This window comes from Pseudomonas sp. HN11 (assembly GCF_021390155.1).
Classification (GTDB): Bacteria; Pseudomonadota; Gammaproteobacteria; order Pseudomonadales; family Pseudomonadaceae; genus Aquipseudomonas.
Map to the genome: position 1 here is coordinate 3,743,973 of NZ_CP089985.1, position 24,070 is coordinate 3,768,042.

Here is a 24,070-nt window from a genome sequence, read left to right on the forward strand (position 1 = left end):
CACCCTGCTTTAGTTGCGGATCGCCCAGAACTGCAAGTCCAATCCCGGAAACACCCCGGCGATATGCATGGCAAACCCGGCCGACTGGCTCAGCAATTGCCAATATTCGCTGCTGCGATCGAGTTCGAAATAGGTAAAGCCTGCATGGAACGGCAATTGCCGTGGCGCCACCGGCAACGGGCGCAGACCGATACCCGGCAGTTGCAGGTTGACCAGGTCGCGGATCTTCTCCACCGAGCCGATCTTGACCTGCGGAGGGAAGCCGTTGCGCACGCTCTCGGTAGACATTTGCGCCTGTACCGCGAGGATGAAGGTGGCCGAACGCAGCAGCTCCTGGTCGGGCAGCACCGCCACGCGGATGCCGTACTGACGCTCTTCCAAAGGGATGGCGATGGCGCGCGCGTCCATCACCGTGGACAGTGCACGGCGCAGGTCGAGCATCACCGGGGCGAAGGTTTCTGCCAGCGCGGCGTGGCGATACGCCGGGTAGACGGCGGCGCGTTTGTCATCGCGGGTAAAGGTCGCCAACTCACCCGCCAGGCTCGCGAGGTCGCGGTACAACTGCTCCGGATGCAGCCCCGTCATCGCCGCCAAGTGACGCACCAACGGCAGGTTACGATTGAGCACCTGCAACAGCAGGAAATCGGCGATTTCTGCCGCGCCGCTGCCATCGGGCTGGGTCAGGCGCGAGGCCAGGGCTTCGACGCGCTGCTGCATAAGCCCCAGCAGTTCATCGACAAATGCGCCCAGGCGTTCAGCAGCGCGCATGTCCAGGCACGGTGGGCAGTAATCACGATCAAGCAACACGCTTTTATCGGCACGTTTTTCCACCACATGGGCGATGCCCAGGGTGGTGTAGGCATCTGCCACATCGCCTTCAAACGCCAGGCGCAGGCGCAGCTTGCCGATACTCATCAACGCGCTGCTGTCCAGGCCATTGCTGTCCCAGGCTTCGTACTCATTGCTGCGATGGCGGGCGAAGTTTTCAAAGCTGGGATTGTCGTCCACCTCCGATACGCCGGGGCGCAGGCTGGGCAGTGCGAGCACCACTTTCAGGTCGCGGGCATCGCCGGGGATCTCCAGGGGCAACGGCATTTCATCGCCAAAGGGCAACCCAACCGGCGTGCCGTCGGGCAACACGCCGCTGAAGGACAGCAAGGACAACTTGCCCATGGCCAACTGCTGCGGGTCGATTTCCAACCTCGAAAAGCCCCAGCCGTAAGCACGCAGGGCACTGACGCGGGCTTCCAGTTGGGTCTGCAGGAAACGATCGTGTTGTTGCAGGTGCTGAGGCTGCAACAGCATGCCTTCGGACCAGACTACTTTGTTATTCCAGGACATGAATTATTCTCATCAATTGAATGCGTTTCTGGTGCCCGCTCACTACAGAGACCTGGGGTCAGGAGCGCATCCGCGCCACCTGTTCCTTATAAGCCTTGGAAAACAGCTCACCAAACAACCGCTGCAAATCCTCATCAGCATCCCGTGCCAGGTCTTCGTAGCGTTCCACCAAGCGGTCCCACAGCCGCGCCTTGCGCCGCGCGGGCATCCATTTGTCCAGCGCGCCATGGGTGGTGCGGCGTTGCTCGACCCGCGCCGGATCAAAGCGCTGCACCACTGCGCCGAGGGCCGCGCGCATGCCGGCGATCACCGCCAGTTCATGGGCCTTGAGGTCTTCGAACGAGGCGTTCATCGCCTTGACCGGGCGCATATAGGCCGGCGAATCACCACCGAGCATCTGGGTCAGGGCGCTGTCGGCGTCGGGGAAGAATTTGAGCGGATTGTTGGAATAGGCGCCGATCATGGTCATGTCGATATGACTTTCGCGCTTGGTCAGAGCACGTGCCATGAGCACATCCATGGTGCCGGCGGTGGTGGCGCGAAGCATTTCGCCGATGAGTTGGGCGAGTTCCGTGGGCGGGCGGGTAGTGTGCAGGTCCGGGAGGCCAAGGCCTTGAAGCAACGCATTCAACACCGCGTCATCACTGTTGGGCGCGGTCAATGTGGGAGCGGGCTTGCTCGCGAAAGTCTCCAGGAGAACCGGTTGCTCCTGGAGGACCGCGTTATCGTTCTTCGCGAGCAAGCCCGGTCCCACATTGGGTTGCGGGGCAACCGTGGGTTGGGAGGACAGGCCAAACAGCGGGTTGTAATCCTCCGGGATGACTTGAGGCTCCGTCTGCCACAACGGCTTGTTGAACGCCTGCAACTGCGGCGCGACATGGTCGCTCTCGGTGCCTCGAAACGCCGGCGTCAGCGCCGGATTCAATCCCAGCGGATCCGACAACGGCATCGCCCCGTCGAACAACGAACCGCCCTCCAGGATGCGCGCTCCCGCCAGGTCATCATGCAGCAACACCGGCACCACCACTTCCGGATCGCTTACCAACGGCTGCGGCACTTCCAGGGGTGGCAACGGCGCGGCCACAGGTGGCGGTGGTGGTACAAACAACGGCGGTAGAATGCGCGTGGCCAGGGCGTCGTCTTCCGGCTCGACGGCAACGGGTTGTTCCAGGCGCACTTGCAGGCCGTAATCACCGATGACCAAGCGATCCCCCTCCTCCAGCACGCGCTCGCGTCCATTGCCCAGCGGGCGTTCATTGACCAGGCTGGGGTTGCTGCCGGTGTCGGTCAGGTAAAACTCACCGCCACGCAGTTCAATGCGTGCATGCACGCGCGAGATATATTTGCCTGGATCGTCCAGGGTCAGGTCATTGTCCGGTCCTCGGCCGATGGAGCCACCGACCTCGGTAAACCGGCAGATCACATCTCCGGGCATGGGTTGGTCACGATAGCTTTTGACCAGCAGGATCAGGTTCATAGCGGGCTCCTGTACGTGTTATTTGCCATCGTCGGCCTCCTTGGGCGGCAGCGGCACGCCGGCAGGGCCCGTGGCGGCCGACAGCGCCAGCGCGGTCGCGGCGGTGCCGGCCTGGGGCAATGGGATGGGAATGGTCGAGGCGAGGATCATCGCCGGGGTGATGGTGAGAAAGGTCGTGCCGACCTTCATGGTGATGGTCGCCCCGGCCTCGATCACCACGTTCATGCCGCCCTTGATGTGCACGTCGAGGCCGGCGGTCACACCGGTCTTCAACGTGCCATCGATAATCATGTTGGTGCCGGCCGCCATCGACACGGCGCCCGTGGCTTTCTCGTTGCGATTACCGCCCACCGAGGAATGCCGGTCACCGCCGACTTTCTCGCGCAGGTCGTTATCCACCTTGGAATGGCGATCACCGCCCACCCAGTCCAGGGAGTCCTTGAGCACCCGCTGGTCGAGGTTCTTCTGCGCGTGAAGGAACACCTGTTCCGCACCCTTCTTGTCTTCGAAACGCAGTTCGTTGTAGCCACCGCCGCCCTTGGACGAATTGCTTTTGAGAGTCGAGCGCGTAGCGTTTTCCGGCAGCGCATAAGGCGGCATGGTCTCGGCGTTGTAGACGCTGCCGGTCACCAGCGGTCGGTCGGGATCACCTTCAATAAAGCTGACCACCACCTCCTGGCCGATGCGCGGCGTGTACAGGGCACCCCAGCGTTTGCCGGCCCAGCCTTGGGCGACGCGAATCCAGCACGAACTGTTTTCATCGCGTTTGCCTTCGCGGTCCCAGTGGAACTGGACCTTGATTCGCCCGTACTTGTCGGTCCAGATTTCCTCGCCTTGCTTGCCCACCACCATGGCGGTCTGGGGACCGTGCATCAGCGGCTTGCGTGACACACACGGCGCACGGAATTGCTGCTGGCGCGACAGGGCGACGAACTCGCAAGTCAGCACGGGCTCCGGATGGTCCGGCGGCGTCGGTTCGTAGGTGTCCGATGACAACCTGTAGCGCGCCTCCAGCAACAGGAACTGCGCGTTCTGCTCGCTGCGCGGATGCTCGGTCAGGGTCATCAGAGCGCCCGGAAACAACCCCCGCGCACGCGTGGCACCGGTGACACGCTGGGTGCCGGTGTGCAGCGCTTCGATCAGCGTGCGCGCATAGGTTTCGCCCTGTTTGCGCTCGGTGTATTTGCCGGGGTAGTCGTAACGTTCATGACGTGACTGCGGGTAACTGCCGGCCAGGACTGACTTGGCGAGCAAGTTGGCGCTGGGCTTTTCGAAGTCGAAGTCCTGCAGGGTGTAGCCGCCCGGCTCCACCTCGCCGCTCATGCGCCAGTCGTAGATCACTTCACTTTCGCGCATCGCGTGGTCTTCGGCGGGCATGAAGCGCATCTGGGCATACCCGGGCGCCGGTGAATGGGCACCGTAGGAATCGGCCAGTACCAGAGTGTGGCGCCCGGCCGCGCTCTTGAAGAAGTAGTAGATGCCCTCCTGTTCCATGAGGCGGCTGACAAAATTGAAATCGCTTTCGCGGTACTGCACGCAGTAAGTCAGCGCCTTGTAGCTGGCGCTCAGCCCCGAGGTGTCGATATCCGCGATGCTGTAGGGCGCGAACACCTGCTTGAGGATGTCCGGCACGCTCAGTTCCTGGAAAATCCGGCAGTCGCTGGCCAACGTCAGGAACCACAGCCACGGCCGCAGCACCGCCGTGTAGGTGGCGTAGCGCCCCTGGCGACCGGTGAACGCAAAGTGGCTGACATGCCCGTTGAAATAGCGGCTGCCGCCCTTGGGCAGGTCCACCGCGATGGTCATCTGGGTAGCCAGCAGGTCGTCGACATTCAGGTCGGCGCGCTCGCTGTACAGCTCCAACCGGTATTCGCTGAGCTGGGACAAGCCCTCACGGGCCTGCATGCGCCGGAACAGCAGGACGTCGGCGCCCAACACACTGGTGAGCTGGATTTCGCGGTGAGCTTGAATAGTCGCCATGGCTCAAGCGACCGGGAAAAACGTCTGAATATGGATCTGATTGTTCAACTGCATATCCACGATCATGGTCGCCGACGTCACATTGGTGAGGCTGGAGATATCAGCGCCCGGCAGGCTGGCCGCGCGCCGTGCGACGTACATGGTGGCCGGCGCCCCGTTGGCCAGCGCAGGGATCGGCAGTGTGATCGCCACGCGCCGTTCGGTGCCGTTGTCCAACTTGGCCAGCTCCGCCTGGCCAACCGCCGAGTTGAGCAAGGTCTGGGCCACCTGCACCGCATCCTGGCGATCGGCAAACGCTCCCGAGGTGGACACACTCGAGCCCGCGTTCTGGCGATAGGTCGCATTGCGCTGTTGCGGCGTGGGGATGACCCCGGTAGAAACCGAGGCAAGGTTGTCGAAGTTCTCCCAAGACTTTTTGGTCTGGTTCTCGTTGGCAATTTCACCGTTGGCGCCGACGATAAAACCGCGACCATGGGAGCTGGATGCGCCGGTGCGCATCAGCCGGTCGGAGATCTGCTCGCCCCGTGCATTCACATGCAGGTTCATCGCATGCCCAGGCTGCAGGCTGACCGGGCTCAAGCGTCCTTCGCTGGCCATCAGAATATTGTCGACTTCAGTAAGACTGTAGTTTCGTGCAGCGGGCATGGGCTTATTTCCTTCAGGCTGATTAGTGGAGAAATCGGGAACATCGGCTTAGTCGTATTGGTAACTGAACTCGCCTTGGTGGACGCCGATGTCCACCCGCCGCAGCGGCTCGGCGCGCAACAGACGGTTGAGAAATTCGCTGCTGATGGCCGGCAAGACCGAATTGGTCAGAATCGCGTCGATCATCCGCCCGCCGCTTTCCAGCTCGGTGCAACGGCTGGCGATCAGTTGCACGACCTCTTCGCTGTAGGTGAACGGGAGCTTGTGGCCGTCGGTGATGCGCTTCTCGATACGCCCCAGTTGCAGGCGGATGATGCTGCCGAGCATGGCGTCGCTCAGTGGGTAATACGGGATGACCACCAGACGCCCGAGCAGGGCCGGCGGGAATACGTCCAGCAAGGGTTCGCGCAGCGCCTTGGCGATGTCATCCGGCGCGGGCGTATTCTGCGGATCACGGCACAGGCGGCTGATCAGCGCAGTGCCAGCGTTGGTGGTGAGCAGAATCAGGGTGTTCTTGAAGTCGATGATCCGGCCCTCGCCGTCCTCCATCCACCCCTTGTCGAACACCTGGAAAAACAGCTCGTGCACATCCGGATGGGCCTTCTCCACCTCGTCCAGCAGCACCACACTGTAGGGTTTGCGCCGCACCGCTTCGGTCAGCACGCCACCTTCGCCATAGCCCACGTAACCCGGTGGCGCGCCTTTGAGCGTGGAGACGGTATGCGCCTCCTGATACTCGCTCATGTTGATGGTGATGACGTTCTGCTCGCCGCCATACAGCGACTCGGCAAGGGCCAACGCGGTTTCGGTCTTGCCCACCCCGGAAGTACCGGCAAGCATGAACACGCCTACAGGCTTGCCAGGGTTGTCGAGGCCGGCGCGGGAGGTCTGGATACGCCGTGCGATCATCTCCAGCGCGTGGTCCTGGCCGATGATGCGCTGGCCCAGACGGTCGGCCAGGCGCAGGACGTTTTCGATCTCGTTCTTGACCATGCGGCCCACGGGGATGCCGGTCCAGTCCTGCACCACCGAGGCCACCGCCTGTTCGTCGACGCTGATCAATACCAGCGGATGTTCACCCTGCAGCTCGGTCAATTCGTCCTGCAGTTGGCGCAACTCGGCCAGGCGGGCCTCATGGTCATCGGACTGCGCCAGTTGGCTGCGCAGGCGCTGGATCTGCTCCACCAGCGCCAGCTCGTTATCCCAGCGCCCTTCCACTTCATCCAGACGCTCCCGTTCACTGGCCAGCAACGCGTCGACCGAGACGCGACGGCTTGCGGTTTCCACACCAATCGCCGTTTCGCGCTCGATGATTGCCAACTCGGTTTCCAGTGACTCGATCCGCCGCCGGCTGTCATCCACCTCGGCCGGGGTGGCGTGCAGGCTGATGGCAACGCGGGCGCACGCGGTGTCGATCAGGCTGACGGCCTTGTCGGGCAACTGCCGCGCCGGGATGTAACGGTTGGACAAGCGCACCGCCGCTTCCAGCGCCGAATCGAGGATGTGCACCTGGTGGTGGTTCTGCATGGTTTCGGCAATGCCGCGCAGCATCAGCAGCGCGCGGGCTTCGTCCGGTTCATCCACTTGTACGGTCTGGAAACGCCGGGTCAGCGCCGGGTCTTTCTCGATATGCTTTTTGTACTCAGCAAAGGTGGTGGCGCCCACCGTGCGCAAGGTGCCACGGGCCAGCGCCGGCTTGAGCAGGTTGGCCGCATCGCCGGTGCCGGCGGCACCACCCGCGCCCACCAGGGTGTGGGTCTCGTCGATGAACAGCACCACCGGTTTGACGCTGGCCTGCACTTCGTCGATCACCGAACGCAGGCGCTGTTCAAACTCGCCTTTCATGCTCGCGCCGGCCTGCAACAGGCCCACGTCGAGGGCCAGCAATTGCACGTCCTTGAGGCTTGGCGGCACGTCACCACGGGCAATGCGCTGGGCAAAACCTTCGACCACAGCGGTCTTGCCGACACCCGCCTCGCCCACCAGAATCGGGTTGTTCTGACGGCGACGCATAAGGATGTCGATCACCTGGCGGATCTCCTCATCGCGCCCAACAATCGGGTCCATCTTGTTCGTGCGCGCCTGCTCGGTGAGGTCGACGGTGAAGCGCTTCAGGGCTGCCTGCGGTTGGGTCGGGGCCAGTGCGCCAAGGTCTTCGCCGGGCGCCTGGTAACCGTCGCTGGCGCCCATCCGTGCTTCGGGTGAATCCTTGAGCAAAGCGTCGAACTGTTCGCTCAAATCATCGATACCGACTTTGTTGAATTCGCGGGAGACACCGTACAGGCCGTTGCGCAGACCAGGGGTTTTGAGCAATGCCAGCAGTAAATGGCCAGAGCGCACCTGGGATTCGCCGAGCATCAGCGTGGCGTAGACCCAGGCACGTTCGACGGCTTCTTCGACTTGCGAAGACAGATCGGTGACCGAGGTCGAGCCACGGGGCAAGCGATCAAGGGCAGCGGTCAGGTCACGGGCCAGCACGGCCGGGTCGATGCCGTAATGACGGATCAGCCGCAGCAGGTCCGAGTCGGTCAGTTGCAGGATCTGCTGCAACCAATGCACTAGCTCCACATAAGGATTGCCGCGCATCTTGCAGAACACGGTACAGCTTTCAATCGCCCGGTAGCACAGGCTGTTGAGTTTGCCGAAAAGCGCGACGCGACTGATATCAGCCATGGGCAGGTCCTTGTGTAGTAATAGAAATGCGCGGGTTGATCAGCAACTGGCGATCATCCTGCTCGGGGGCCTTGCTGCTCAGCCAACTGGTCCAGCCCAAGGGCGCAGAACCCAGGCGCAAGCCAGGCAGTTGTTCTTTCTTGACGATCAGGTTGACGTCCCAGTCCATCGCCAGGCCGACGTATTGGCGCACCCAGTCCTGCACGCGTTGCAGGCTGTCGCCACCTGGCAGCAGGCGACGGGTTTGCGCCAGGTCCAGGGGGCCGATCAGCAGGCGGAACTTGTGCTGGGTGTTCCAGACCTTCTTGCCCATCACCGTGGTCTGGCCAAGCACGGCGGCGGCGGGGCCGCTGCGCAGGGTGCACAGGCCGTCGCTGGGCAACTTCATCCAGTGGCCCACAAACTGCTCCACCCGTACCGGCACGCCGAGGTAGTCGGTCAATAACGCCGCCAAGCCTTCGGCGTTGCGCGTCTGTGGGCCCAGGCGTCCGGCGAAGTGCAGCTTGGCCACATCCGGCACCGCGTTGCGCCCCAGTAACGAGGCCTGGCCGATGCCGATCAATGAGCCCAGGTACTGGGCAAAACGGTCCGCTCCCGGCCGGTCCAGGCTCACCGCTGGTTGAGCGCTGGCCCAGGCGCGGTAGAACAGGCTGATCATGCGGTGATGGAATACATCGCAAAATGCCGCGAGCGTCGGGTCGTTGCGGTTGCGCTGGCGGTCGCGGATGTATTCGGTGAGGTGAATCGGCAACGGGCCATTGGCGCCCATCAGGCCGAAGAAATTCAACAGCAATTTGGGCGCGGTACCCGGTGTCAGCGCAGCGACCATCGCCGGCTCGAATGCCAGCGACGGCTGCTGCCCGAAACGCACCGCCTCATCGGCTGGGCGCGCTGCCTGGCCGATGCGTGGCAAGTGCGGGAACGCGCACTCCAGCTGACGCAACGCCGCATAGAAATCGAAGCGTGCCGGATGCGCCTCAAGGGCGCCGAGCAAAGTCAGAGGATCTCGCATCTGCCCACCCGCGCCGGCCACTGCATGATCACGCCACGCGTGGTGCTTTTGATCACCGTTTCGGTGAATGAGTTGAGCGACACGTACTTGGCAAAAAACTGCTCCAACACCGAGCCCAGCACAAAGACCCCAGCGCCTTCGAACGCCGTTTCATCCAGGGTCACGCTGATCTGCAAGCCCCGGCCATAGGTGATCGGCCCCGGCAGCGGCAGGCGCCGCACGATGCTTTCGGCGGTTACCGAGCGCAGGCCTTCGATCTGCCTGTGGGCGGCTTCGTCGTCGATACGGCAGTACAGGCGCAGCAAGTCGCGCAACGCGCTGGCGCCTTGCTCCTTGTCCTGATCCAACAGCGACAGGTAGTTGAGGGACAAGTGGCTGACCAGCCGCCACGCCGTTTCGCCCTCGGCAAAGGATGGCGCCGGCACGGTGGGCCCGGCCACGCAACGTACCGCCTGCACCGGCGCGCCGGACTCGACGTTGAAGTCGGTACGACCACTGCCCACCGGCATGCTCAGCACCAGGTCACGGTTGCTGCACAGGGTGTCGATGCCCAGTTGGCGCAGGTCACTTCGGTGTGGAGCTTGCTGGGCGTCCACCAGGGACAGGAACAGTTCGCTGCCGATGTAGCTGGAGCGCGGGCCCTGGCGCCGTTGTTGTTCGGACAGCACCCGCGCATCACGGCGCACCTGGTAATACGCGTTCGGTGGCTTGCGCGCATGCAGGTCATTGGCGCGGTAGAACGATTCGAAGGTCTGGCTGGCCTCGGCGCCACTGCCGTAGCCGGTCACGTTTTCGATCTGGTAGATCTCGTAATCCATCGGCCGCGTGCGGTCGGGGATCACGTGGTATTCGGCTTGCTGATCGGACAGGTGCACACGCTCGGCGCGCATCGGAAACAGGTTGATCGCCGGGGTGCAGTACAGGCCGAAATTGGCCGCGCTGAGGCTTTGTTCCAACACGGGGTCGAGCTTCTTGAACAGCACGATGACGTCGAGCTGTTCGGCGGTGCAGCGGCTCACGCTATTTGCCAGCCCCGCTACCTCGGCGAACATGAAGCGCTGCGGCATGGCAAAGTATTCCTGCAGCAGCCGATAGCCCTGGAACTGACGCGGGCCGGTGGGCAGCAAGGCTTCACTGTCGCTGTAGCCGAGGCTGCGAATCGCGCTCTTGGGCAGAAACTGGTGCCAGTCCACATGCTCCTGCACCGGCATCACCAGTACCCCGGCCGACTGGGCCAACAGGTGTTCAAGGATGCGCGACGGCATGGCTTCGCCACCACGGATATGCATCGGCAGATTGTCGAGGGGCAGGTCACTGAAGGTCAGGCCGGCGCCCACTCGCAAACGCAAACGCAAGGCTGCCTTGACCCCGCCGAGGCGCGACAGGTCAACACCCGCCACTTGTGCCCCGCAGGCGAAGTAGCGCGCTTCAACCAGCTCCACCGGCCACAGCGTCACCTCATGGGCGGTACGGAACTCGCAGGCGGTCTGGTCGCCCTTACCCAGTTGGCTGTGCAATGCAGTGTCGCGCGGCACCTTGAACCCGGCAGCCAGGCTGCCTTCACCCATGTCCGGCTGCAACTGCACCACCGCCATCGAAGGCGTGGGCGCCAGGTATTGCGGGTAGACCAACTCCAGCAAGTGGTTGGTAAAACGTGGGAACTCGGCGTCGATCTTCAACTGCACCCGCGCGGCCAGAAAGCTGAACCCCTCCAGCAACCGCTCCACATAGGGGTCGGCGCAGGCATAGGTTTCCAGCCCCAGGCGTCCGGCGACCTTGGGGTAGTCGCGGGCGAATTCACCGCCAACTTCCCGCAGGTGAGCCAGTTCACGTTCGTAATAGCGCAGCAGTTTCGCGTTCACCGCACGTCCCTTGTCTCGATATCGAAGACCCTGGCCTCGCCTGCTTCCAGGTCGAGTTCGGTCTTCAGGTACAGGCGCTCGGGCAACGGCTGGCCCCAGAGTTCGCCATGAATTTCAAAGGCCATTTGGTTGGGACTGGCCGTAGTGCCCGAGGGTGCCACCGGCACCACCCGCACGCTGTTGCGTAAAATCCGCGGTTCGAAATCCCAGATCGCCTGACGGATGCGCCGCCCCAGCTCTTCTCGGTCCAAACCGGCGGCGGTCTTGCCGGCAAGGTCCGGCAGACCAAAATTGACCACCGACTGCATTGCCAATGGATGTGCGCTCAGGTCGCGAAAACTGCCCAGACTGGTGCTGTTGAGCAGCCACCCCAGGTCCCGCAACACCGCCTGGCGCAAGCCGCGCATGGAGAGCACGCGCTTGTCCCGTGGCTCCACGGCATGTTCGGTGTCGTCATCGCTCAGGCGGTCGAGCAAGGACGGCTGCAGGCGTTCGCGACTGATGAGTTCAGCCATAGGTTATTGACCTCTGTAATGAGCGGGCTTGCCCCGTGCTGGGCTGCGAAGCGGCCCCAAAACTGCAGCCGCGTTTTGTCTGGCAGAACGGGGTACCTTTGATGGGGCTGCTGCGCAGCCCAGCGCGCGGCAAGCCCGCTCACCACAACAAGCCCACTCTCCAGACAAACCGGGCCTGGCGGCATCAGATCTTCTGGTTCTTTTCCAAGTCCCACTTCTTCGGCGTACCGGTGATCACGGTGTCGCCGGTGAAGGAGTCGAACTCGTAGCTGATGGTGGTGAAGTTGATCGAGATGGTTTCGCTCGGGCGCTCGCCGTTACTGCTGGCGGAGTAGGAGCTGATGATCGCGCTGCCCAGGATCAACGTGAGGAACACCTGTTGCTTCTTGTCAGGGCCGCCGGTCTGGATGAAGTGGATCTCGGCATCGCCCAGGCTCTTGCCGCACACGGCCTGCATGAACAGGTCGGCGGAGGCCAGGTCGGTGACCTTGGTCATGGAGATTTCCGAGAACGACGGGTTGCTGGTGTCGCGGTCGGCGCCGCCACCGCTGGTGGAAATCGCCCGGCCGACACCCATCTGGATCGCGTCGATGGTGATCCAGTCCTTGTGTCCATCGACAGTGGAGGTGCCTTTGATCTGGGTGCCTTTGAAGTTCAGCAAAATCATGGTGGTTACCTTTCAGGGTTGATCAATTGGATTTGGTGGACGGCAGCTTGGAGACCAGGCGCAGGGACACGGTCAGACCTTCGAGCTGGTAGTGCGGGCGCAGGAAAAACTTGGCACCGTAGTAGCCGGGGTTGCCTTCGATTTCTTCCACCACCACTTCGGCGCCAGCCAGTGGCTTGCGCGCTTTGTCGGCATCGGTGGCGGTGGCCGGGTTGTGTTCCACGTAACGGCCGATCCAGTTGTTGAGCCAGATCTGCATGTCGTCGCGTTCTTTGAACGAGCCAATCTTGTCGCGCACGATGCACTTCAAGTAGTGAGCGAAGCGGCAAGTAGCGAATAGGTACGGCAGGCGCGCAGCCAGATTGGCGTTGGCGGTGGCGTCCGGGTCTTCGTATTCGGCCGGTTTGTGCATCGACTGCGCGCCAATGAAGGCCGCCAGGTCGCTGTTCTTCTTGTGCACCAGAGGCATGAAACCGTTCTTCGCCAGCTCCGCTTCACGGCGGTCGCTGATGGCGATTTCGGTCGGGCAGGTCATGTCGACGCCGCCGTCATCGGTCGGGAAGGTGTGTACCGGCAGCCCTTCCACCACACCGCCGGATTCGATGCCGCGAATCTGCGAGCACCAGCCGTAGTGTTTGAACGAGCGGTTGATGTTCACCGCCATGGCATACGCGGCGTTGGCCCAGGTGAAGTCCTTGGCGCCGGCAGCGTCGGTGGTTTCTTCGAAGTCGAATTCTTCCACCGGGTTGGTCTTGGCACCGTAAGGCGCACGGGACAGGAAACGCGGCATCGCCAGGCCCACGTAGCGCGAATCTTCACTGGCGCGAAAGCTGCGCCAGGCCGCGTGTTCCGGGGTTTGGAAGATCTTGGTCAGGTCACGCGGGTTGGCCAGTTCCTGCCACGACTCCATCAGCATCACGCTGGGATCGGCAGCAGTGATCAACGGGCAATGGGCCGCAGCGCTGACGCGGGCCATCTGGGTCAACAGTTCCACGTCCGGCGCGCTGTTGTTGAAGTAGTAGTCGGCGACGAACGCCCCATAGGGCTCGCCGCCGAACTGGCCGTATTCCTCTTCGTAGAGTTTCTTGAAGATCGGGCTCTGGTCCCAGGCCACGCCCTTGAACTTGCGCAACGTCTTGTGCACTTCGTTCTTGGAGATGTTCATGACCCGGATCTTCAGCGACTCGTCGGTCTCGGTGTTGTTGACCAGGTAATGCAGGCCGCGCCAGGCGCTTTCCACGCCCTGAAATTCCTCGTGGTGCAGGATGTGGTTGACCTGCTCGGTGAGCTTTTGGTCGAGGGCGGCGATCAGGCCCTCGATGGTGCCCAGCACGTCGTGGGGCATCAGTTGGGTGCCTTGCAACGCTTGCTCGGCCAGGGTGCGTACGGCGGTTTCCACCGCCTCCTTGGCTTTGTCGGTCTTGGGCTTGAACTCTTTTTGCAGCAGGCTGGCGAAGTCGCCGGCGTCGAACGCGGTGGTGGCCAGCGGCTGTCCGGCCTGTTCCGATTGCGGAGTGGACATGACGGTTTCCTCGAATTTTGGGCAAAGCGTCCCCGTACCGGGGCAAACGAGGCACCGGCAGAGTCAGCGGTTATTCAGTTATTCAGGCTGTTTGGGCGCAGTGCTCAAGGCCTGCATCACGCTCGGGTCGGCGAGCAGCTTGGCCAGCAATTCCTCGGCACCAACCTTGCCGTCCATGTAGGTCAGCAGGTTGGACAATTGGCTGCGTGCGGTGAGCAGTTGGTTGAGGCTCGGCACCTTGCGAGCGATGGCGGCCGGGCTAAAGTCGTCCATGGTTTCAAAGGTGATCTCCACCGGCAGGTTACCTTCGCCGCTCAGAGTATTGGGCACCTGGAATGCCACGCGCGGCTTCATGGACTTGAGGCGCTCGTCGAAGTTGTCGATGTCGACTTCCAGGAACTTGCGCTCGGCCACCGGTGGCAACGGCTCGGCAGGCTTGCCGGAGAGGTCGGAAAACACCCCCATCACAAAGGGCAACTGCACGGTTTTTTCCGAGCCGTAGATCTCCACGTCATATTCGATCTGCACACGTGGCGCCCGGTTGCGAGCGATAAACTTCTGACTGCTTTCTTTGGCCACAGGACTAGCTCCGGTGAGTGAGGTTGATACAAAAGGGTCAGTTGTCGCTGTTGCGAATACCGCTGACCAGCGCCAGTTGCGCAAGACCATCGGGAGCAAGGTCTTGCAGCAATTCCATGAAATTCTTGTCGATCAGCTTCTTCGCCCGTTGCAGCAAGAACGGCACGGGGCTGGCCGGTTCGTGGGTCTGGAAGTAAGTGCACAGGCGCTCGATGGTTTGACGCGCGTCTTCACGGCTGTTGATCTCGCCCCGGCTGGGCTGCGGCTGTGACGCGGGGGCATTGACCGTAATACCCGGTGCTGCGACTTCCAGCTGCGGGCGACGGATCACTTCACCGGCGCGTCGCAAAAGCGTGGCCAGGCTGCTCAGGTCAATGGCGCGGCCCACGCCGACTTTTTCCGTGAGCAACTGCTCGATCTGTACGCTCAGCACCAGGGCTCGTGCCAGCGCATCTTCGATAGCGCTCAGCTCCTGCGGATCGGCTTCGGCCAATGCACCTTCGATCACGGCCAGACTCACGTCACCGGCCTGCTCGGTGGCGGCCTGCTCGATCTGGCGCAGATTCAACGTACCCAGGCTGCGCGCACTGACCAGCGGCGCGCTCAACAGATCGCGCAGCAGCCCGGATGGCTCGCAGAGAAACGCCAGGATATTGATGCGCAGCAGCGGGTCGTTGTCGTCATCGGGGTCGAGTTGGGGGTGCAGGCCATCCCAACACTGTTCCAGCAACCCATGGATCAATTGCAGGCCGGCGGCCAGGCCGGGAATACCGTGCAGGTTGAGCTGGGCGCGGGTCAACCAGATCGCCAGGCGCAGGTCGCGGCTGCGCTCCAGCAGCGGCAAGGCCAGCAGCATCACGCGCTTCCAGTTGGGTTCGATGGCTTGGGTGATGATGTCGCCGTATTGCACTTCGGGCTTGCCCAGCGCTTCTTCTTCCAGCTCGAGGAACTCGGGGTCGTATTCGACGTTCAGGCCACCGCCGTTCGCCTCGTTCAGAGGCAAGGCAAAGGTGGCGAAATCCAGTGGCTGAGCGTCGGTGGGCAGGCCCATCGCATATCCCTCGTTCAAGTTGTTCTGGAGATAGAACAAGCGAGGGAAATGATTTATTCCGCAGGTTTGGAAAAATTCTTAATGCAGGTGTCCTTCGCTGATACGGCGACGATGGGATTCGGCATACGCCGCCTTACGCGCCAGCAGCAGCGGATCATCCGAAGGGGCAATCCCCGGTGGCAGCTCCAGCGGGTTGAAGTCGATATCGCGGCATGCACCGTCGACCTGGGCTTGCTGGTCATCGATCACCAGCACGCCTGCATCAATCTGCCGGCGCCCCTCGGGCCAACGGACAGTGGCATCAGTGGTGACATCGCCAGGGTCCGCCAAGGTGATGATCAGGTGCCAGCGCACCGGCCCCTTCTCAAGCTGCGTGGCAAGGCCAAACGCGAGGAAGTCGGGGTCGCTGCGCTGCGCGGCGGTCATCGCCTTGTACGGCGCCTCGGGCACCATGCTCCAGCGCACGAAACGCTCCTGGCCCTGGGCGTTGATCATGCGAAAGGCGTTGACGCTGTAGTAGGTGGTGTTATCAAAACCGGAAGAGCCTGGATGGTCAGCGAGCCATTGTTCGAATGGTCGCATCTCTGGATGGGCGCGCTTGAAGGCCAGCATCTTTTGCGGGTCAGGAGCATTATCGCCATAGGTCGGCATTGAGGCGCGCAACTGCTGGTACAGACCTTCGGGCGTGTTGACCGGGAACACCGGCACGGAATTCATCGCCATGTACCAGGCATCGCCCTCCGTACTCGCCAGTCGCAGCGCCATGCTACGGATCATGCCATGCACATCGGCCTGGGCTGGGTCACCACCGGCAGCGGAAAGGCGACCAATGAACGGCGCCGTGCCACGCTGCAATACGGCGGCAAGGGAAACCTCAGCCGCATTGCCGTTGCTTTCAAAGTGGCCGCTGATGCACTGGCCCTTGGCGTGGTTACGCCGAAACCCGGGATGGACACCGCCCGCGGCCGCTTCCATTGCATCGACGATCTGCACAGCGGAGGGTGACGGCGAATACAGCAGCCACACGCAAGTGCCGACGATGACGGCAGCCGCCAGGGCGAGGGATAAAAGGAGGTGTTTTTGCAGCGGAAAAGTTCTTTTCATCACGCTATCTGGGATCACGGCATCGGGAACCAATGCCCGACCCCAGCACGGTTATTTCTGGAGAGCGGCGATCCACATCGGTGACGGCGCCCCGGTGAACAACTGGGCGGCACTTCGGTCGGCGACAAGTCGGGCAACGGCGTTGAGGTCCACACCTTCGGGCTCGCCGATCAGGGCGTAGCCCAGTTCAGACTGGCGCCACGTCACTACGTTCATTTGCGCAACGCTTTGCTGAGTAATCGACTGATCGGGCTTGGGCTCTTTCATCACGCACAGCGCGACTGGCGCACCATTGGCCGGCAGGTACACGAGTTGGATCAGCGCCTTGTTGTTGAAACGCAAGCGCTGCACACGCTTGAACGTCAGGCCAGCGGAACTGAGGTCAGGAACGCGCAAGGCCAGGCCGTCGATATCACGGATATCGGCGAGGGTCTTGGTGATTGCATCCGTAGGCTGCGCGCCGTAGGCCACGGTTTCACGGGTGTACAAATGCTGGTAGGCAGCGGCCTGTTGAACCCATGGCGAGGCCTGGGCAACGGCTGGCGCGGCGGTATCGATACCGGGCTTGAGGGCTCCATTGAACGCACCAACTTGAAGCACCAGGGCATAACATGCTGCACCCGCAACGAACGTCAGCGCGGGCCATGCAAATTTAGGTTGGAAGAATGCGAACAGTCGGGAGAAAACGCTGTCTGTCTTTTCGTCGGAAACTTTAGCGTTGCTGGCACGAGCAGGTTCAACCGTGTGCTGAGCCGCCAACGCCGCGATGCTGAGCTTGAGACTTTCTGGGACCGGCGGCAGATTCTGCCGGGCAAAGGCTTCCTCATAAGGCAGGCACGAAGCCATCAACCGGGAGACTCTTTCAGCCAGGTCCGGTGAAGCGTCTATGAGCCGCTCTAGCTCTTGGTTCTGTTGCGACGAAAGCTCGCCGTCAACATAGGCCATTAGCAAGGCATCATCCGCTACCATGGGTTTTTCTCTCCGTTTGTATTCATCAAGTTCTGCTGGTTGATTCTCAGCCTTGTGGGCCGAAGCGGCGAGCCAGCGGGTAGCGGCAAGCCATCATATTGATATCATCTAAATTGTTGCAACAGGTCAAAAAACTTTAAAGCAAGCGACGAACACTCAGTGACACGCACAAATACTTTAAGAGAACACGCTGGAATCGAAAATATTCCCAGGGCCTGATAAATCTTATATGTTTCACTCCGTGTCAGGGTATTTTTCCTGGCACTGCTGTCAGAATCATTGGCCTGTAACCTGCATATGCTGTCGTTAACCTTTCAATAACGCGCCAAATCGATACACTTGTCAGCATATTGATACAATTCTTCGTCACCCAGGACCCTCAGCACCGCAAAAAGGACGCCGCGACACAGGCATCCGCTACGGTATCGACCTCGTAGCCTGACCGCTCCATTTTAGGCATCAAGAAATAATAAGAGGAAATATGTCGATCACCGGTGCTGATTTACCCGCACTGCTTCCAGACCTGTTGCCACGCCTGTGGGCCTTTGCGTTGCGCATCTCTGGCGACAAGCATGATGCCGAGGACCTGGTTCAGCTCGCCTGTGTCCGCGCGCTGGAACGCGCCCATCAGCTGCAGCCCGATACGTCGGTACTGAGCTGGATGTTCTCGATTGTGCACTCCACCTGGATCAACGAACTGCGCTCACGCAAAGTGCGCAGCCGTTCGCGTATGGACTGGAACGACGAATTCCTCGAAACCGTCAGCGACCCCGAGGCACCCAACCCGGAGTCCGACCTGATGCACCGGCAGATTATCGAAGCAGTGGAAAAACTCCCCGACGGCCAGCGCGAAGTGATGCTGCTGGTGGGCGTGGAGCGCTTCAGCTACAAGGAAGCGGCCGAAATGCTCGATTTGCCGATCGGCACCATCATGAGCCGACTGTCTCGTGCGCGTCAGGCGATCGGCGCGCTTTTTGATTCGCCGAAAAGCAAACCTTTGCGCGCTCGACCGCAAAGCTCATCGGCGAACTGAAACTGCTCTGAAACGGCCTCCTGAATGCCCCCCGAGGACTACGCAACCCCTCCCCGCGAAATGCACTGGGACCCTGCTCCGTCCACCGCTTGAACGCCCGCCGCAAACCGCGCACATCGCTGTAACCCATCTTTTTGAGCGCCGGGCCCATGCGCGACATCGGCGCGTCAGCGGGCATAGCATTAGCGGCCGTGGCGCGTTCGGGGGAGTGTCTGGGGGGGCGTCACAGGCCGTGAGCAGGCCGAGTGCAACCAATAGACAGGCGATGCGGGCGCGCAGTTAAGGTTTTGGCGGACACAAAGGGAGCTGTTACGGACAGTTGAACGTGGGCGTTGGCCACCCACGTCCGGGCGATGCGCTTAGAACGCGATACCGACCTTGAACCCGTACTCGTCACGCTTGAGCTTGGTGTTGTCGGCCACTTCGGAATCACCGTCGAGCTTATACTCGGTGCGAGTGTAGTACAGGCTTGCGACCACCGGCAGCTCACCCTTCTGATTCATCAGCAGGCTGACTTCAGCGTAGGGATTGGTGCGGTCCTTGAGGTCCACGGTGTCGCTGCCAAAATCATCGACCTTGAGCTTGGTGCGGCCATCGATAGTACGACGGGCGCCAGCTTCGACACGCAGGGTCATGTCATCGAACTGGTGGTTATAGCCTAGGGCCGCCTTGGCGAACGGCGATTTGTTGGTGAGCTTCACATCGAGGTCGTTGATCTCTGGCTCGTAGCGGGTCCAGCTGTAACCACCACCGACGATCACGTCGACAAAGTTGCGCGCATCCAGCGCGGCACGCCAGCCGAGGTCCAGGTCAGCCTGGCCTTCCTTGAGCTTGTTGTCGCTCTTTTCACCGTACTTGGCTTCGATACCGGCCTGGTAGATAAAGCCGGATTCGGCGGTGAGCTTGTTGCCGAAGTTATAGAACAGGCCCGCTTCAGGCATGTGGCTCTTGTCGCTTTCGCTGCCGCCTTCGAATTTGAAATCGTTATAGCTGCCCAGGATCCCGAAGGTGGAAATCGGGTCAGTGGACGGTGCGGCGAACACCGCGGCAGGCGCAGCGACCAGCGCCAGCAGCGAGGAACCCTTGAGGAATTTTCCGAATAGCTTGGACATCGTTTTACATCTCCTTGTCTGGTGAGCAAATTATTCAGGAACCGGTTCGAACCTCAGCGGGCGCCAAAGGTTCGAATTAATTTGCGTTGATTTGGAGATAAAACGGTTCAGCGAAGGCTCTACCCCGATACGCTTATGAATTAGCCACTACCAAGCCATCAACGACTGCCCGCAGCTCCAGCGTGGCCGGCACACGAATCCCGAAGGTTTCGGTCAACACCTGCAACAGCTCATCGGCATTGTCGAGCATGCGCTTTTCGCTCGGGCGATCCAGCGAATGAACCGCGTAGTGGGCGTTGTTCAAGGTATAGCGTTTGCCCGGCGCCAAGCGTGCGACTTTCAGTTGGCCAACGAAGGGCGAATCGGGGTGCGTGGAGACATACCAATTGCCGATTTCATAGTCGATGGTCGCCTGTTCTTGCAGGTCGAACACATACAAACCACGCCACTCCCCGGCCGCCTGCGCCCACAGGGTGTAACTGCCCTGCCCGTCGAAGCTCAGGCGATACGGCTCGTGTGCCGTGGCCTGCGCCGTCTCAGTGTCCAACTGCAACGGGCTGCTGGGCACCATTCCACCAAAGCCGACATCGGTGATATAGCGCACGCCATCCAGCGTCACCAGGCTCAAACGATGGGTACGCGCCGTGTGCGCATCTGGCGGCCCCCCCATCACCACCCGACCGGTGATACCGCGCGCGTCGAAGCCGAGTTCCTGCAACAGCGCCAAAAACATCTGGTTCAACTCATAGCAATACCCGCCACGCCCCTCCAGCAGCACTTTTTGCTCGACGCTGGCCAGGTCGATAGGCACCGGCCAATGCATCAAGGTCGACAGGCTCTCGAAAGCAAAGGTGCACACGTGGCGCAGTTGCAGCGCCTGCAAGGTTTGCAGGGTCGGCGCGGGCGGCGTGTCATAGCCCAGGCGTTGCAGATACAGACGGCTATGGGTCAACAGAGGCATGGCGCAATCCTTGGGCGCTGAGTGAAGGCGACACTATGCCGCGCCACCGTGCAGATTGTCATTTTGAATGAACCTTTTTGAACGCTCCCGTATCCATCTATAACAACACAGGGAGGCAACATGAGTACCGCAAAAATCTACACCATCCACTACCAGCTGCATGGCAAACCGAAGTCCTTTGTGGTGCGTGCCGAAGTGATGAACAACGCCGAGGCCTGGCATTGGGCAGCGGTCGATGCCGACATTGCACACGTGAGTCGCGTGGGCCGGGTCGGGCATGAGCAGGTAAAGAAGACGACCCGGCCTTGGGCGGAAAAGTATGGGATTACCGAGGTGAAGTGGGTAGCGCCTAAGTGAGGGGGGAAAGCCCCGCTGGCTGAAGCGGGGCTTTATGGCTTACTTGCACTTTTTATGCTTATGCACGTCTAGATCGGGGTGTTTATATTTGTTTTCGGGGGTGACACGGCGGCGCTGGCCTGCTTTTCCGTCTGATGAGTGTCCGCCTCCTCAGCGGGATAAAACTCACCCTCCTTGCCTATCTTTTTCAGCCGTTCGCGCAGGATCACCTCAACACGGGCCACTGTGGATTGATTGTCAGCGTTGACCAACTGCAAGCACAGGCGTTGGACATTCTGATCGTGAGTGCCCTCGCTCATCATCTCGTGGCTGAAGACTTGTTCGCCACGCCATAGGCATAGATCGGTATGAGTCCCGCCGAGCCATATTTCGTTGATTGCCCCAAGGTCTGTGGTAGCCAGTTGATCAACCGTGATTGTCTTATCCATTGCGCTGTGCCTTACCTGAATAGATTTGGAAGTTTGAAAACTCGAGACACTCACGCGCCATACCACTGCTCCCTGGCACCTCTTCTTCAAACCAAAAACACCCGACTTATGGCTTCAAGTCGCCCAACGGATCATAGGGCGGCTTCTTTTCATCCTTGTCTTTCTTTTCCTTATCCAACGGCGCAATGGCCGGTCCAATAGGGTCAACCTGCGGATCTGCCACATCCGGCGAATCCGGGTCAAACCCCAATTCATCCTTACCACTGGAATGCTCGCCCGAAGCCGGGCCTTTCGGCGTATTACTCATGGCGTTCTCCTTATTCAAAGCGGACGGGCCTTGTCATGCAGGTTTTCCAGGTCTTCATCGACGCGTTCAACGTCATCGTCCTGACGCTCCGCCGGGTCGTTGGGGCGCAACGCATCATTGTCGCGCTCCTCTTCACCGGGTGTGCGGTCAGGGTTCGGGGTACCGGGGGGTGGTTGGTTGTAGTCGGACATGATGGCTTACCTCAAAGGGTCGACACAGGTTTAGAGAAACCGCTGTGCGCCATCGTTCAACTTGTTTACCCAGACATGAGATGATGCCGGCCCCTTCTGGAGGCATGACCCGGATGTTCGAGCTCAAACCCTGCGATCCTGTCACCTTCCGCCAACAGACCCGGCGCAGCACGTTGATCGTGGCGGTGCTGTTCCTCGCCCTGGCCATGTTGCTGTCGAGCCTGGCGGTGGTGCTATTTGGCGAGCCCGGTGGTGATAATTTCCGCTTCAATGTCGGCGGCGTGTTCGCCGGGGTGCTGATCACGGTGGCGCTGGTGCGCGGCCCGTTCTGGACTCAGCCTTGGCTGGCGTCGGCGGTGTATGGCTGGCAACTCAAGCGCAACCTGATGAGCGTGACCAATGTGATGCACAAGGTCACCGAGCGGGTGCAAGCCAATGACCCGACGGCGGTCAAGGTGCTGCGCTTTTATCACTTGGGCCTGACGCAGATGCATGAGCTGGATGCCAACTCCAGCGCGCAGGTGCAACTGGTCGCTGAGATGGAGGCGCACAAGGCGAAAATGCAGGCGCTGGGGATCGACACCGAGCAGGCCCGGTTCGATCCCATCTGGCTGAAGGCCCTTGAAACCGCTTAAGCCAATACGCCGATGCGCTGCTCGTCGGGCCAGAACAGCGCGGCCTGGCCGCACGGCTGGCCTGCATCGTCGAGCAGGGTCCACACCACGCCGGCGTGGATCATGAAGGCTTGGTCGTGGGCATCTACGCGCCAGCCGCTGTAGCCGCTGGCAATGCCGTTGGCGGTAACGTGTTCCAGCAGCACTTGGCGCGCGGCGCGGTCGAGTTCCGAGGCGCTGAAGCGTGAGGGCATGCCGATGAAGCGTTCGCGCGGGTATTTGAAGCACTGCAACGCGCAGTCGTTCACGTAGGTAAAGCGCGGGTCTGCGGCGCCGTCATGGGCGAGCAGGCTGTAGGGCGCTTCACTGTGCAGCCAGGCCAGGCGCTGTTGCGGGTCAAGGTGTTCGGGGGCCGGCAGTCCCTGGCCGGTCCAATGTCGATACGCTTCATCCAGTACGCTTACGAAGTCTTCTTGAAGGGACACACACAGCCTCACATCGTCAGTTGGAAATCTTTGCCCGCCAGCAGAACACCGCGCTCACCGCAATGGCCGCACCGGCCAGGCCAAACACCCAGGGCGCCGAGGCGATCGGCAGCAGCAGGCCAGCAAGCAACGGCCCGAGGCCGGCGCCGATATCCCGCCACACGGCATTCGAGGCCAGGGCCGACACGCGCGTCGATCCTGGATTGCGCTCCGCCACCAGGGTGGTCACCAGCGGCAACTGCAGCGCGCGCAGCACCAGCACCGCCGCCGCGCCGATAATCACCCAGTGACTGCCGAACGCGGTCAGGGCCACGGCACTTAAAAACGAAAACAGCAACAGCATCGAGGTGGCGCCAAAGCGCTGGGCCGCACGACCACCCAACGGGCTCAAGAGCATTTCCGAGACATACCGCAGCGCCATCAGGCCGCCGGCAATCAGCACCGCGTTACCGCCCAGCAGCTTCTGCGTCTGGATCGACAGGCCGAAGATAAACAGACCGTCCAGCGCCACACCCTCGATAAACGACCACAGCGCCACACTGTCCGGCCATTTGAAGCGGCGCCCTGGCGTGCTGTGCAAATCATGCCCTACCGTAGGCAGGCCGCGCGCCATCCACAAGCCCACCAGGCACGCGCCTGCAAGAATCAGAAAGATCGGACGCGGCCCGGCCCACAGCGTCAGCCAGCCGCCCAACGGCAACGCCAGCATCGGCCCCAGGGCGATCAATGCGCGGGAACGCCCGGCCCGGCGTGCGGCACCGGCCGGTTCCGAAGTGGCCAACACTTGGGTCGACAGGTTCAGCGCGGCAAAACACAAGCCCCACACCAGACGCAGGCAGAGCAAGGCGGCGAAGCCGGACACTAACGAGTTGCCCAGCGCGCACAGCGTTGCAGCGCCGGCAGCAATCATGCAGGTCAGGCGATCGCCATTGCGCGCGTAGAAGTTAAGCACATGCCGGTAGCCGAAAATCCGCACCAGGCGATTGGCTGCCAGCAACACCCCGGCCTGAACCAGGGTGATACCGAAGGCCTGGGATTCCATGGGCAGCAGCAGATAGAGCAACACGTCACTGGGCAGGCATAAAGCCAAGGTCAGTGCGGCGCGACGGGAGTGGGTATCAGCAGTGCGGAGGGCCAGGCTGGACATAAATCTGAAACATCCCGAAATACTCAGGCCGCCACGGT

The 24,070-nt window shown here is 61.5% G+C and carries 23 protein-coding genes and 1 pseudogene; 3 read left to right on the forward strand and 21 right to left on the reverse strand.

Features of this window, described 5'->3' with window-relative positions; all coding sequences use genetic code 11:
• Positions 1-9 precede the first annotated feature (9 nt).
• From tssK to LVW35_RS16925, 14 genes are all read right to left on the reverse strand, one after another.
• A complete protein-coding gene (gene tssK, locus LVW35_RS16860; protein ID WP_233891189.1) occupies positions 10-1,341 on the reverse strand; it encodes a type VI secretion system baseplate subunit TssK in 1,332 nt (443 codons plus the stop codon).
• Positions 1,342-1,399: 58 nt separating this feature from the next.
• Positions 1,400-2,818 (reverse strand): type VI secretion system-associated FHA domain protein TagH, encoded by a 1,419-nt coding sequence (tagH, locus tag LVW35_RS16865; protein WP_233891190.1) that lies wholly within the window; start codon positions 2,816-2,818, stop codon positions 1,400-1,402.
• A gap of 18 nt (positions 2,819-2,836) precedes the next feature.
• Positions 2,837-4,798 (reverse strand): type VI secretion system Vgr family protein, encoded by a 1,962-nt coding sequence (locus LVW35_RS16870; RefSeq protein WP_233891191.1) that lies wholly within the window; start codon positions 4,796-4,798, stop codon positions 2,837-2,839.
• Positions 4,799-4,801: 3 nt separating this feature from the next.
• Positions 4,802-5,443, reverse strand: a complete 642-nt coding sequence (locus LVW35_RS16875; RefSeq protein WP_233891192.1) for a hypothetical protein — start codon at positions 5,441-5,443, stop codon at positions 4,802-4,804.
• 48 nt (positions 5,444-5,491) lie between these two features.
• Entirely contained in the window at positions 5,492-8,116 is a 2,625-nt protein-coding gene (gene tssH / locus LVW35_RS16880) for a type VI secretion system ATPase TssH (RefSeq protein WP_233891193.1), read from the reverse strand.
• The gene (tssG, locus tag LVW35_RS16885) at positions 8,109-9,128 is read right to left on the reverse strand and encodes a type VI secretion system baseplate subunit TssG (protein ID WP_233891194.1); all 1,020 of its coding nucleotides are present in this window, start codon (positions 9,126-9,128) and stop codon (positions 8,109-8,111) included. The genes tssH and tssG overlap by 8 nt, the downstream gene beginning before the upstream one ends.
• On the reverse strand, positions 9,113-10,990 hold the full coding sequence (gene tssF / locus LVW35_RS16890; protein WP_233891195.1) for a type VI secretion system baseplate subunit TssF: 1,878 nt from the start codon (positions 10,988-10,990) through the stop codon (positions 9,113-9,115). Before tssF ends, tssG begins: the two co-directional genes overlap by 16 nt.
• Entirely contained in the window at positions 10,987-11,505 is a 519-nt protein-coding gene (gene tssE, locus LVW35_RS16895) for a type VI secretion system baseplate subunit TssE (RefSeq protein ID WP_233891196.1), read from the reverse strand. Before tssE ends, tssF begins: the two co-directional genes overlap by 4 nt.
• Positions 11,506-11,689: 184 nt before the next feature.
• Positions 11,690-12,172 carry a type VI secretion system tube protein Hcp gene (locus LVW35_RS16900; RefSeq protein WP_233891197.1) on the reverse strand — a complete coding sequence of 161 codons (483 nt, stop codon included), beginning with the start codon at positions 12,170-12,172 and terminating at the stop codon, positions 11,690-11,692.
• Positions 12,173-12,194: 22 nt separating this feature from the next.
• Positions 12,195-13,694 (reverse strand): type VI secretion system contractile sheath large subunit, encoded by a 1,500-nt coding sequence (gene tssC, locus LVW35_RS16905; RefSeq protein WP_233891198.1) that lies wholly within the window; start codon positions 13,692-13,694, stop codon positions 12,195-12,197.
• 78 nt (positions 13,695-13,772) lie between these two features.
• Entirely contained in the window at positions 13,773-14,273 is a 501-nt protein-coding gene (gene tssB, locus LVW35_RS16910) for a type VI secretion system contractile sheath small subunit (RefSeq protein ID WP_033896857.1), read from the reverse strand.
• Between the two features lie 37 nt (positions 14,274-14,310).
• The gene (gene tssA, locus LVW35_RS16915; RefSeq protein ID WP_233891199.1) at positions 14,311-15,324 is read right to left on the reverse strand and encodes a type VI secretion system protein TssA; all 1,014 of its coding nucleotides are present in this window, start codon (positions 15,322-15,324) and stop codon (positions 14,311-14,313) included.
• 78 nt (positions 15,325-15,402) lie between these two features.
• Positions 15,403-16,428, reverse strand: coding sequence for a catalase family peroxidase (locus LVW35_RS16920; RefSeq protein ID WP_233891200.1), 1,026 nt, complete (start codon positions 16,426-16,428; stop codon positions 15,403-15,405).
• 51 nt (positions 16,429-16,479) lie between these two features.
• A complete protein-coding gene (locus LVW35_RS16925; RefSeq protein WP_233891201.1) occupies positions 16,480-17,397 on the reverse strand; it encodes an anti-sigma factor family protein in 918 nt (305 codons plus the stop codon).
• Positions 17,398-17,878: 481 nt separating this feature from the next.
• On the opposite strand from LVW35_RS16925, the gene LVW35_RS16930 reads away from it, so the two are divergent.
• A complete protein-coding gene (locus LVW35_RS16930) occupies positions 17,879-18,430 on the forward strand; it encodes an RNA polymerase sigma factor (RefSeq protein ID WP_233891202.1) in 552 nt (183 codons plus the stop codon).
• A gap of 359 nt (positions 18,431-18,789) precedes the next feature.
• Here LVW35_RS16930 and LVW35_RS16940 read toward each other — a convergent pair whose 3' ends face one another.
• Positions 18,790-19,542, reverse strand: a complete 753-nt coding sequence (locus tag LVW35_RS16940; RefSeq protein ID WP_233891203.1) for an outer membrane beta-barrel protein — start codon at positions 19,540-19,542, stop codon at positions 18,790-18,792.
• Positions 19,543-19,675: 133 nt separating this feature from the next.
• Positions 19,676-20,503: an arylamine N-acetyltransferase family protein gene (locus tag LVW35_RS16945; protein WP_233891204.1), complete on the reverse strand. Its 828-nt coding sequence runs from the start codon at positions 20,501-20,503 to the stop codon at positions 19,676-19,678.
• 120 nt (positions 20,504-20,623) lie between these two features.
• On the opposite strand from LVW35_RS16945, the gene LVW35_RS16950 reads away from it, so the two are divergent.
• Positions 20,624-20,860 (forward strand): DUF6555 family protein, encoded by a 237-nt coding sequence (locus LVW35_RS16950; protein ID WP_233891205.1) that lies wholly within the window; start codon positions 20,624-20,626, stop codon positions 20,858-20,860.
• Positions 20,861-20,991: 131 nt separating this feature from the next.
• Here the strand turns inward: LVW35_RS16950 and LVW35_RS16955 are convergent.
• The 3 genes and pseudogenes from LVW35_RS16955 to LVW35_RS16965 all read right to left on the reverse strand — a co-directional run.
• Positions 20,992-21,288, reverse strand: a pseudogene (locus tag LVW35_RS16955) (hypothetical protein); the annotation flags it as partial.
• A gap of 106 nt (positions 21,289-21,394) precedes the next feature.
• Positions 21,395-21,595 carry a DUF6021 family protein gene (locus LVW35_RS16960; protein ID WP_016979665.1) on the reverse strand — a complete coding sequence of 67 codons (201 nt, stop codon included), beginning with the start codon at positions 21,593-21,595 and terminating at the stop codon, positions 21,395-21,397.
• 14 nt (positions 21,596-21,609) lie between these two features.
• A complete protein-coding gene (locus tag LVW35_RS16965; RefSeq protein WP_233891206.1) occupies positions 21,610-21,786 on the reverse strand; it encodes a hypothetical protein in 177 nt (58 codons plus the stop codon).
• Positions 21,787-21,899: 113 nt separating this feature from the next.
• Between LVW35_RS16965 and LVW35_RS16970 the strand changes: the two genes are divergently transcribed.
• Positions 21,900-22,421: a DUF3087 family protein gene (locus LVW35_RS16970; protein ID WP_233891207.1), complete on the forward strand. Its 522-nt coding sequence runs from the start codon at positions 21,900-21,902 to the stop codon at positions 22,419-22,421.
• On the opposite strand, the gene LVW35_RS16975 is transcribed toward LVW35_RS16970, so the two are convergent.
• Entirely contained in the window at positions 22,418-22,885 is a 468-nt protein-coding gene (locus LVW35_RS16975; RefSeq protein ID WP_233891208.1) for an MEKHLA domain-containing protein, read from the reverse strand. The two genes, LVW35_RS16970 and LVW35_RS16975, sit on opposite strands and share 4 nt — an antisense overlap.
• Positions 22,886-22,901: 16 nt before the next feature.
• Positions 22,902-24,032 (reverse strand): MFS transporter, encoded by a 1,131-nt coding sequence (locus LVW35_RS16980; RefSeq protein WP_233891209.1) that lies wholly within the window; start codon positions 24,030-24,032, stop codon positions 22,902-22,904.
• Positions 24,033-24,070: the final 38 nt, after the last annotated feature.

Excerpts from the sequence above, each read along its gene's own strand:
- tssK (WP_233891189.1), bottom strand. The coding sequence starts at position 1,341 with ATGTCCTGGAATAACAAAGTAGTCTGGTCCGAAGGCATGCTGTTGCAG.
- tagH (WP_233891190.1), bottom strand. The coding sequence starts at position 2,818 with ATGAACCTGATCCTGCTGGTCAAAAGCTATCGTGACCAACCCATGCCC.
- LVW35_RS16870 (WP_233891191.1), bottom strand. The coding sequence starts at position 4,798 with ATGGCGACTATTCAAGCTCACCGCGAAATCCAGCTCACCAGTGTGTTG.
- LVW35_RS16875 (WP_233891192.1), bottom strand. The coding sequence starts at position 5,443 with ATGCCCGCTGCACGAAACTACAGTCTTACTGAAGTCGACAATATTCTG.
- tssH (WP_233891193.1), bottom strand. The coding sequence starts at position 8,116 with ATGGCTGATATCAGTCGCGTCGCGCTTTTCGGCAAACTCAACAGCCTG.
- tssG (WP_233891194.1), bottom strand. The coding sequence starts at position 9,128 with ATGCGAGATCCTCTGACTTTGCTCGGCGCCCTTGAGGCGCATCCGGCA.
- tssE (WP_233891196.1), bottom strand. The coding sequence starts at position 11,505 with ATGGCTGAACTCATCAGTCGCGAACGCCTGCAGCCGTCCTTGCTCGAC.
- LVW35_RS16900 (WP_233891197.1), bottom strand. The coding sequence starts at position 12,172 with ATGATTTTGCTGAACTTCAAAGGCACCCAGATCAAAGGCACCTCCACT.
- tssC (WP_233891198.1), bottom strand. The coding sequence starts at position 13,694 with ATGTCCACTCCGCAATCGGAACAGGCCGGACAGCCGCTGGCCACCACC.
- tssA (WP_233891199.1), bottom strand. The coding sequence starts at position 15,324 with ATGGGCCTGCCCACCGACGCTCAGCCACTGGATTTCGCCACCTTTGCC.
- LVW35_RS16920 (WP_233891200.1), bottom strand. The coding sequence starts at position 16,428 with ATGAAAAGAACTTTTCCGCTGCAAAAACACCTCCTTTTATCCCTCGCC.
- LVW35_RS16925 (WP_233891201.1), bottom strand. The coding sequence starts at position 17,397 with ATGGTAGCGGATGATGCCTTGCTAATGGCCTATGTTGACGGCGAGCTT.
- LVW35_RS16930 (WP_233891202.1), top strand. The coding sequence starts at position 17,879 with ATGTCGATCACCGGTGCTGATTTACCCGCACTGCTTCCAGACCTGTTG.
- LVW35_RS16940 (WP_233891203.1), bottom strand. The coding sequence starts at position 19,542 with ATGTCCAAGCTATTCGGAAAATTCCTCAAGGGTTCCTCGCTGCTGGCG.
- LVW35_RS16945 (WP_233891204.1), bottom strand. The coding sequence starts at position 20,503 with ATGCCTCTGTTGACCCATAGCCGTCTGTATCTGCAACGCCTGGGCTAT.
- LVW35_RS16950 (WP_233891205.1), top strand. The coding sequence starts at position 20,624 with ATGAGTACCGCAAAAATCTACACCATCCACTACCAGCTGCATGGCAAA.
- LVW35_RS16960 (WP_016979665.1), bottom strand. The coding sequence starts at position 21,595 with ATGAGTAATACGCCGAAAGGCCCGGCTTCGGGCGAGCATTCCAGTGGT.
- LVW35_RS16965 (WP_233891206.1), bottom strand. The coding sequence starts at position 21,786 with ATGTCCGACTACAACCAACCACCCCCCGGTACCCCGAACCCTGACCGC.
- LVW35_RS16970 (WP_233891207.1), top strand. The coding sequence starts at position 21,900 with ATGTTCGAGCTCAAACCCTGCGATCCTGTCACCTTCCGCCAACAGACC.
- LVW35_RS16980 (WP_233891209.1), bottom strand. The coding sequence starts at position 24,032 with ATGTCCAGCCTGGCCCTCCGCACTGCTGATACCCACTCCCGTCGCGCC.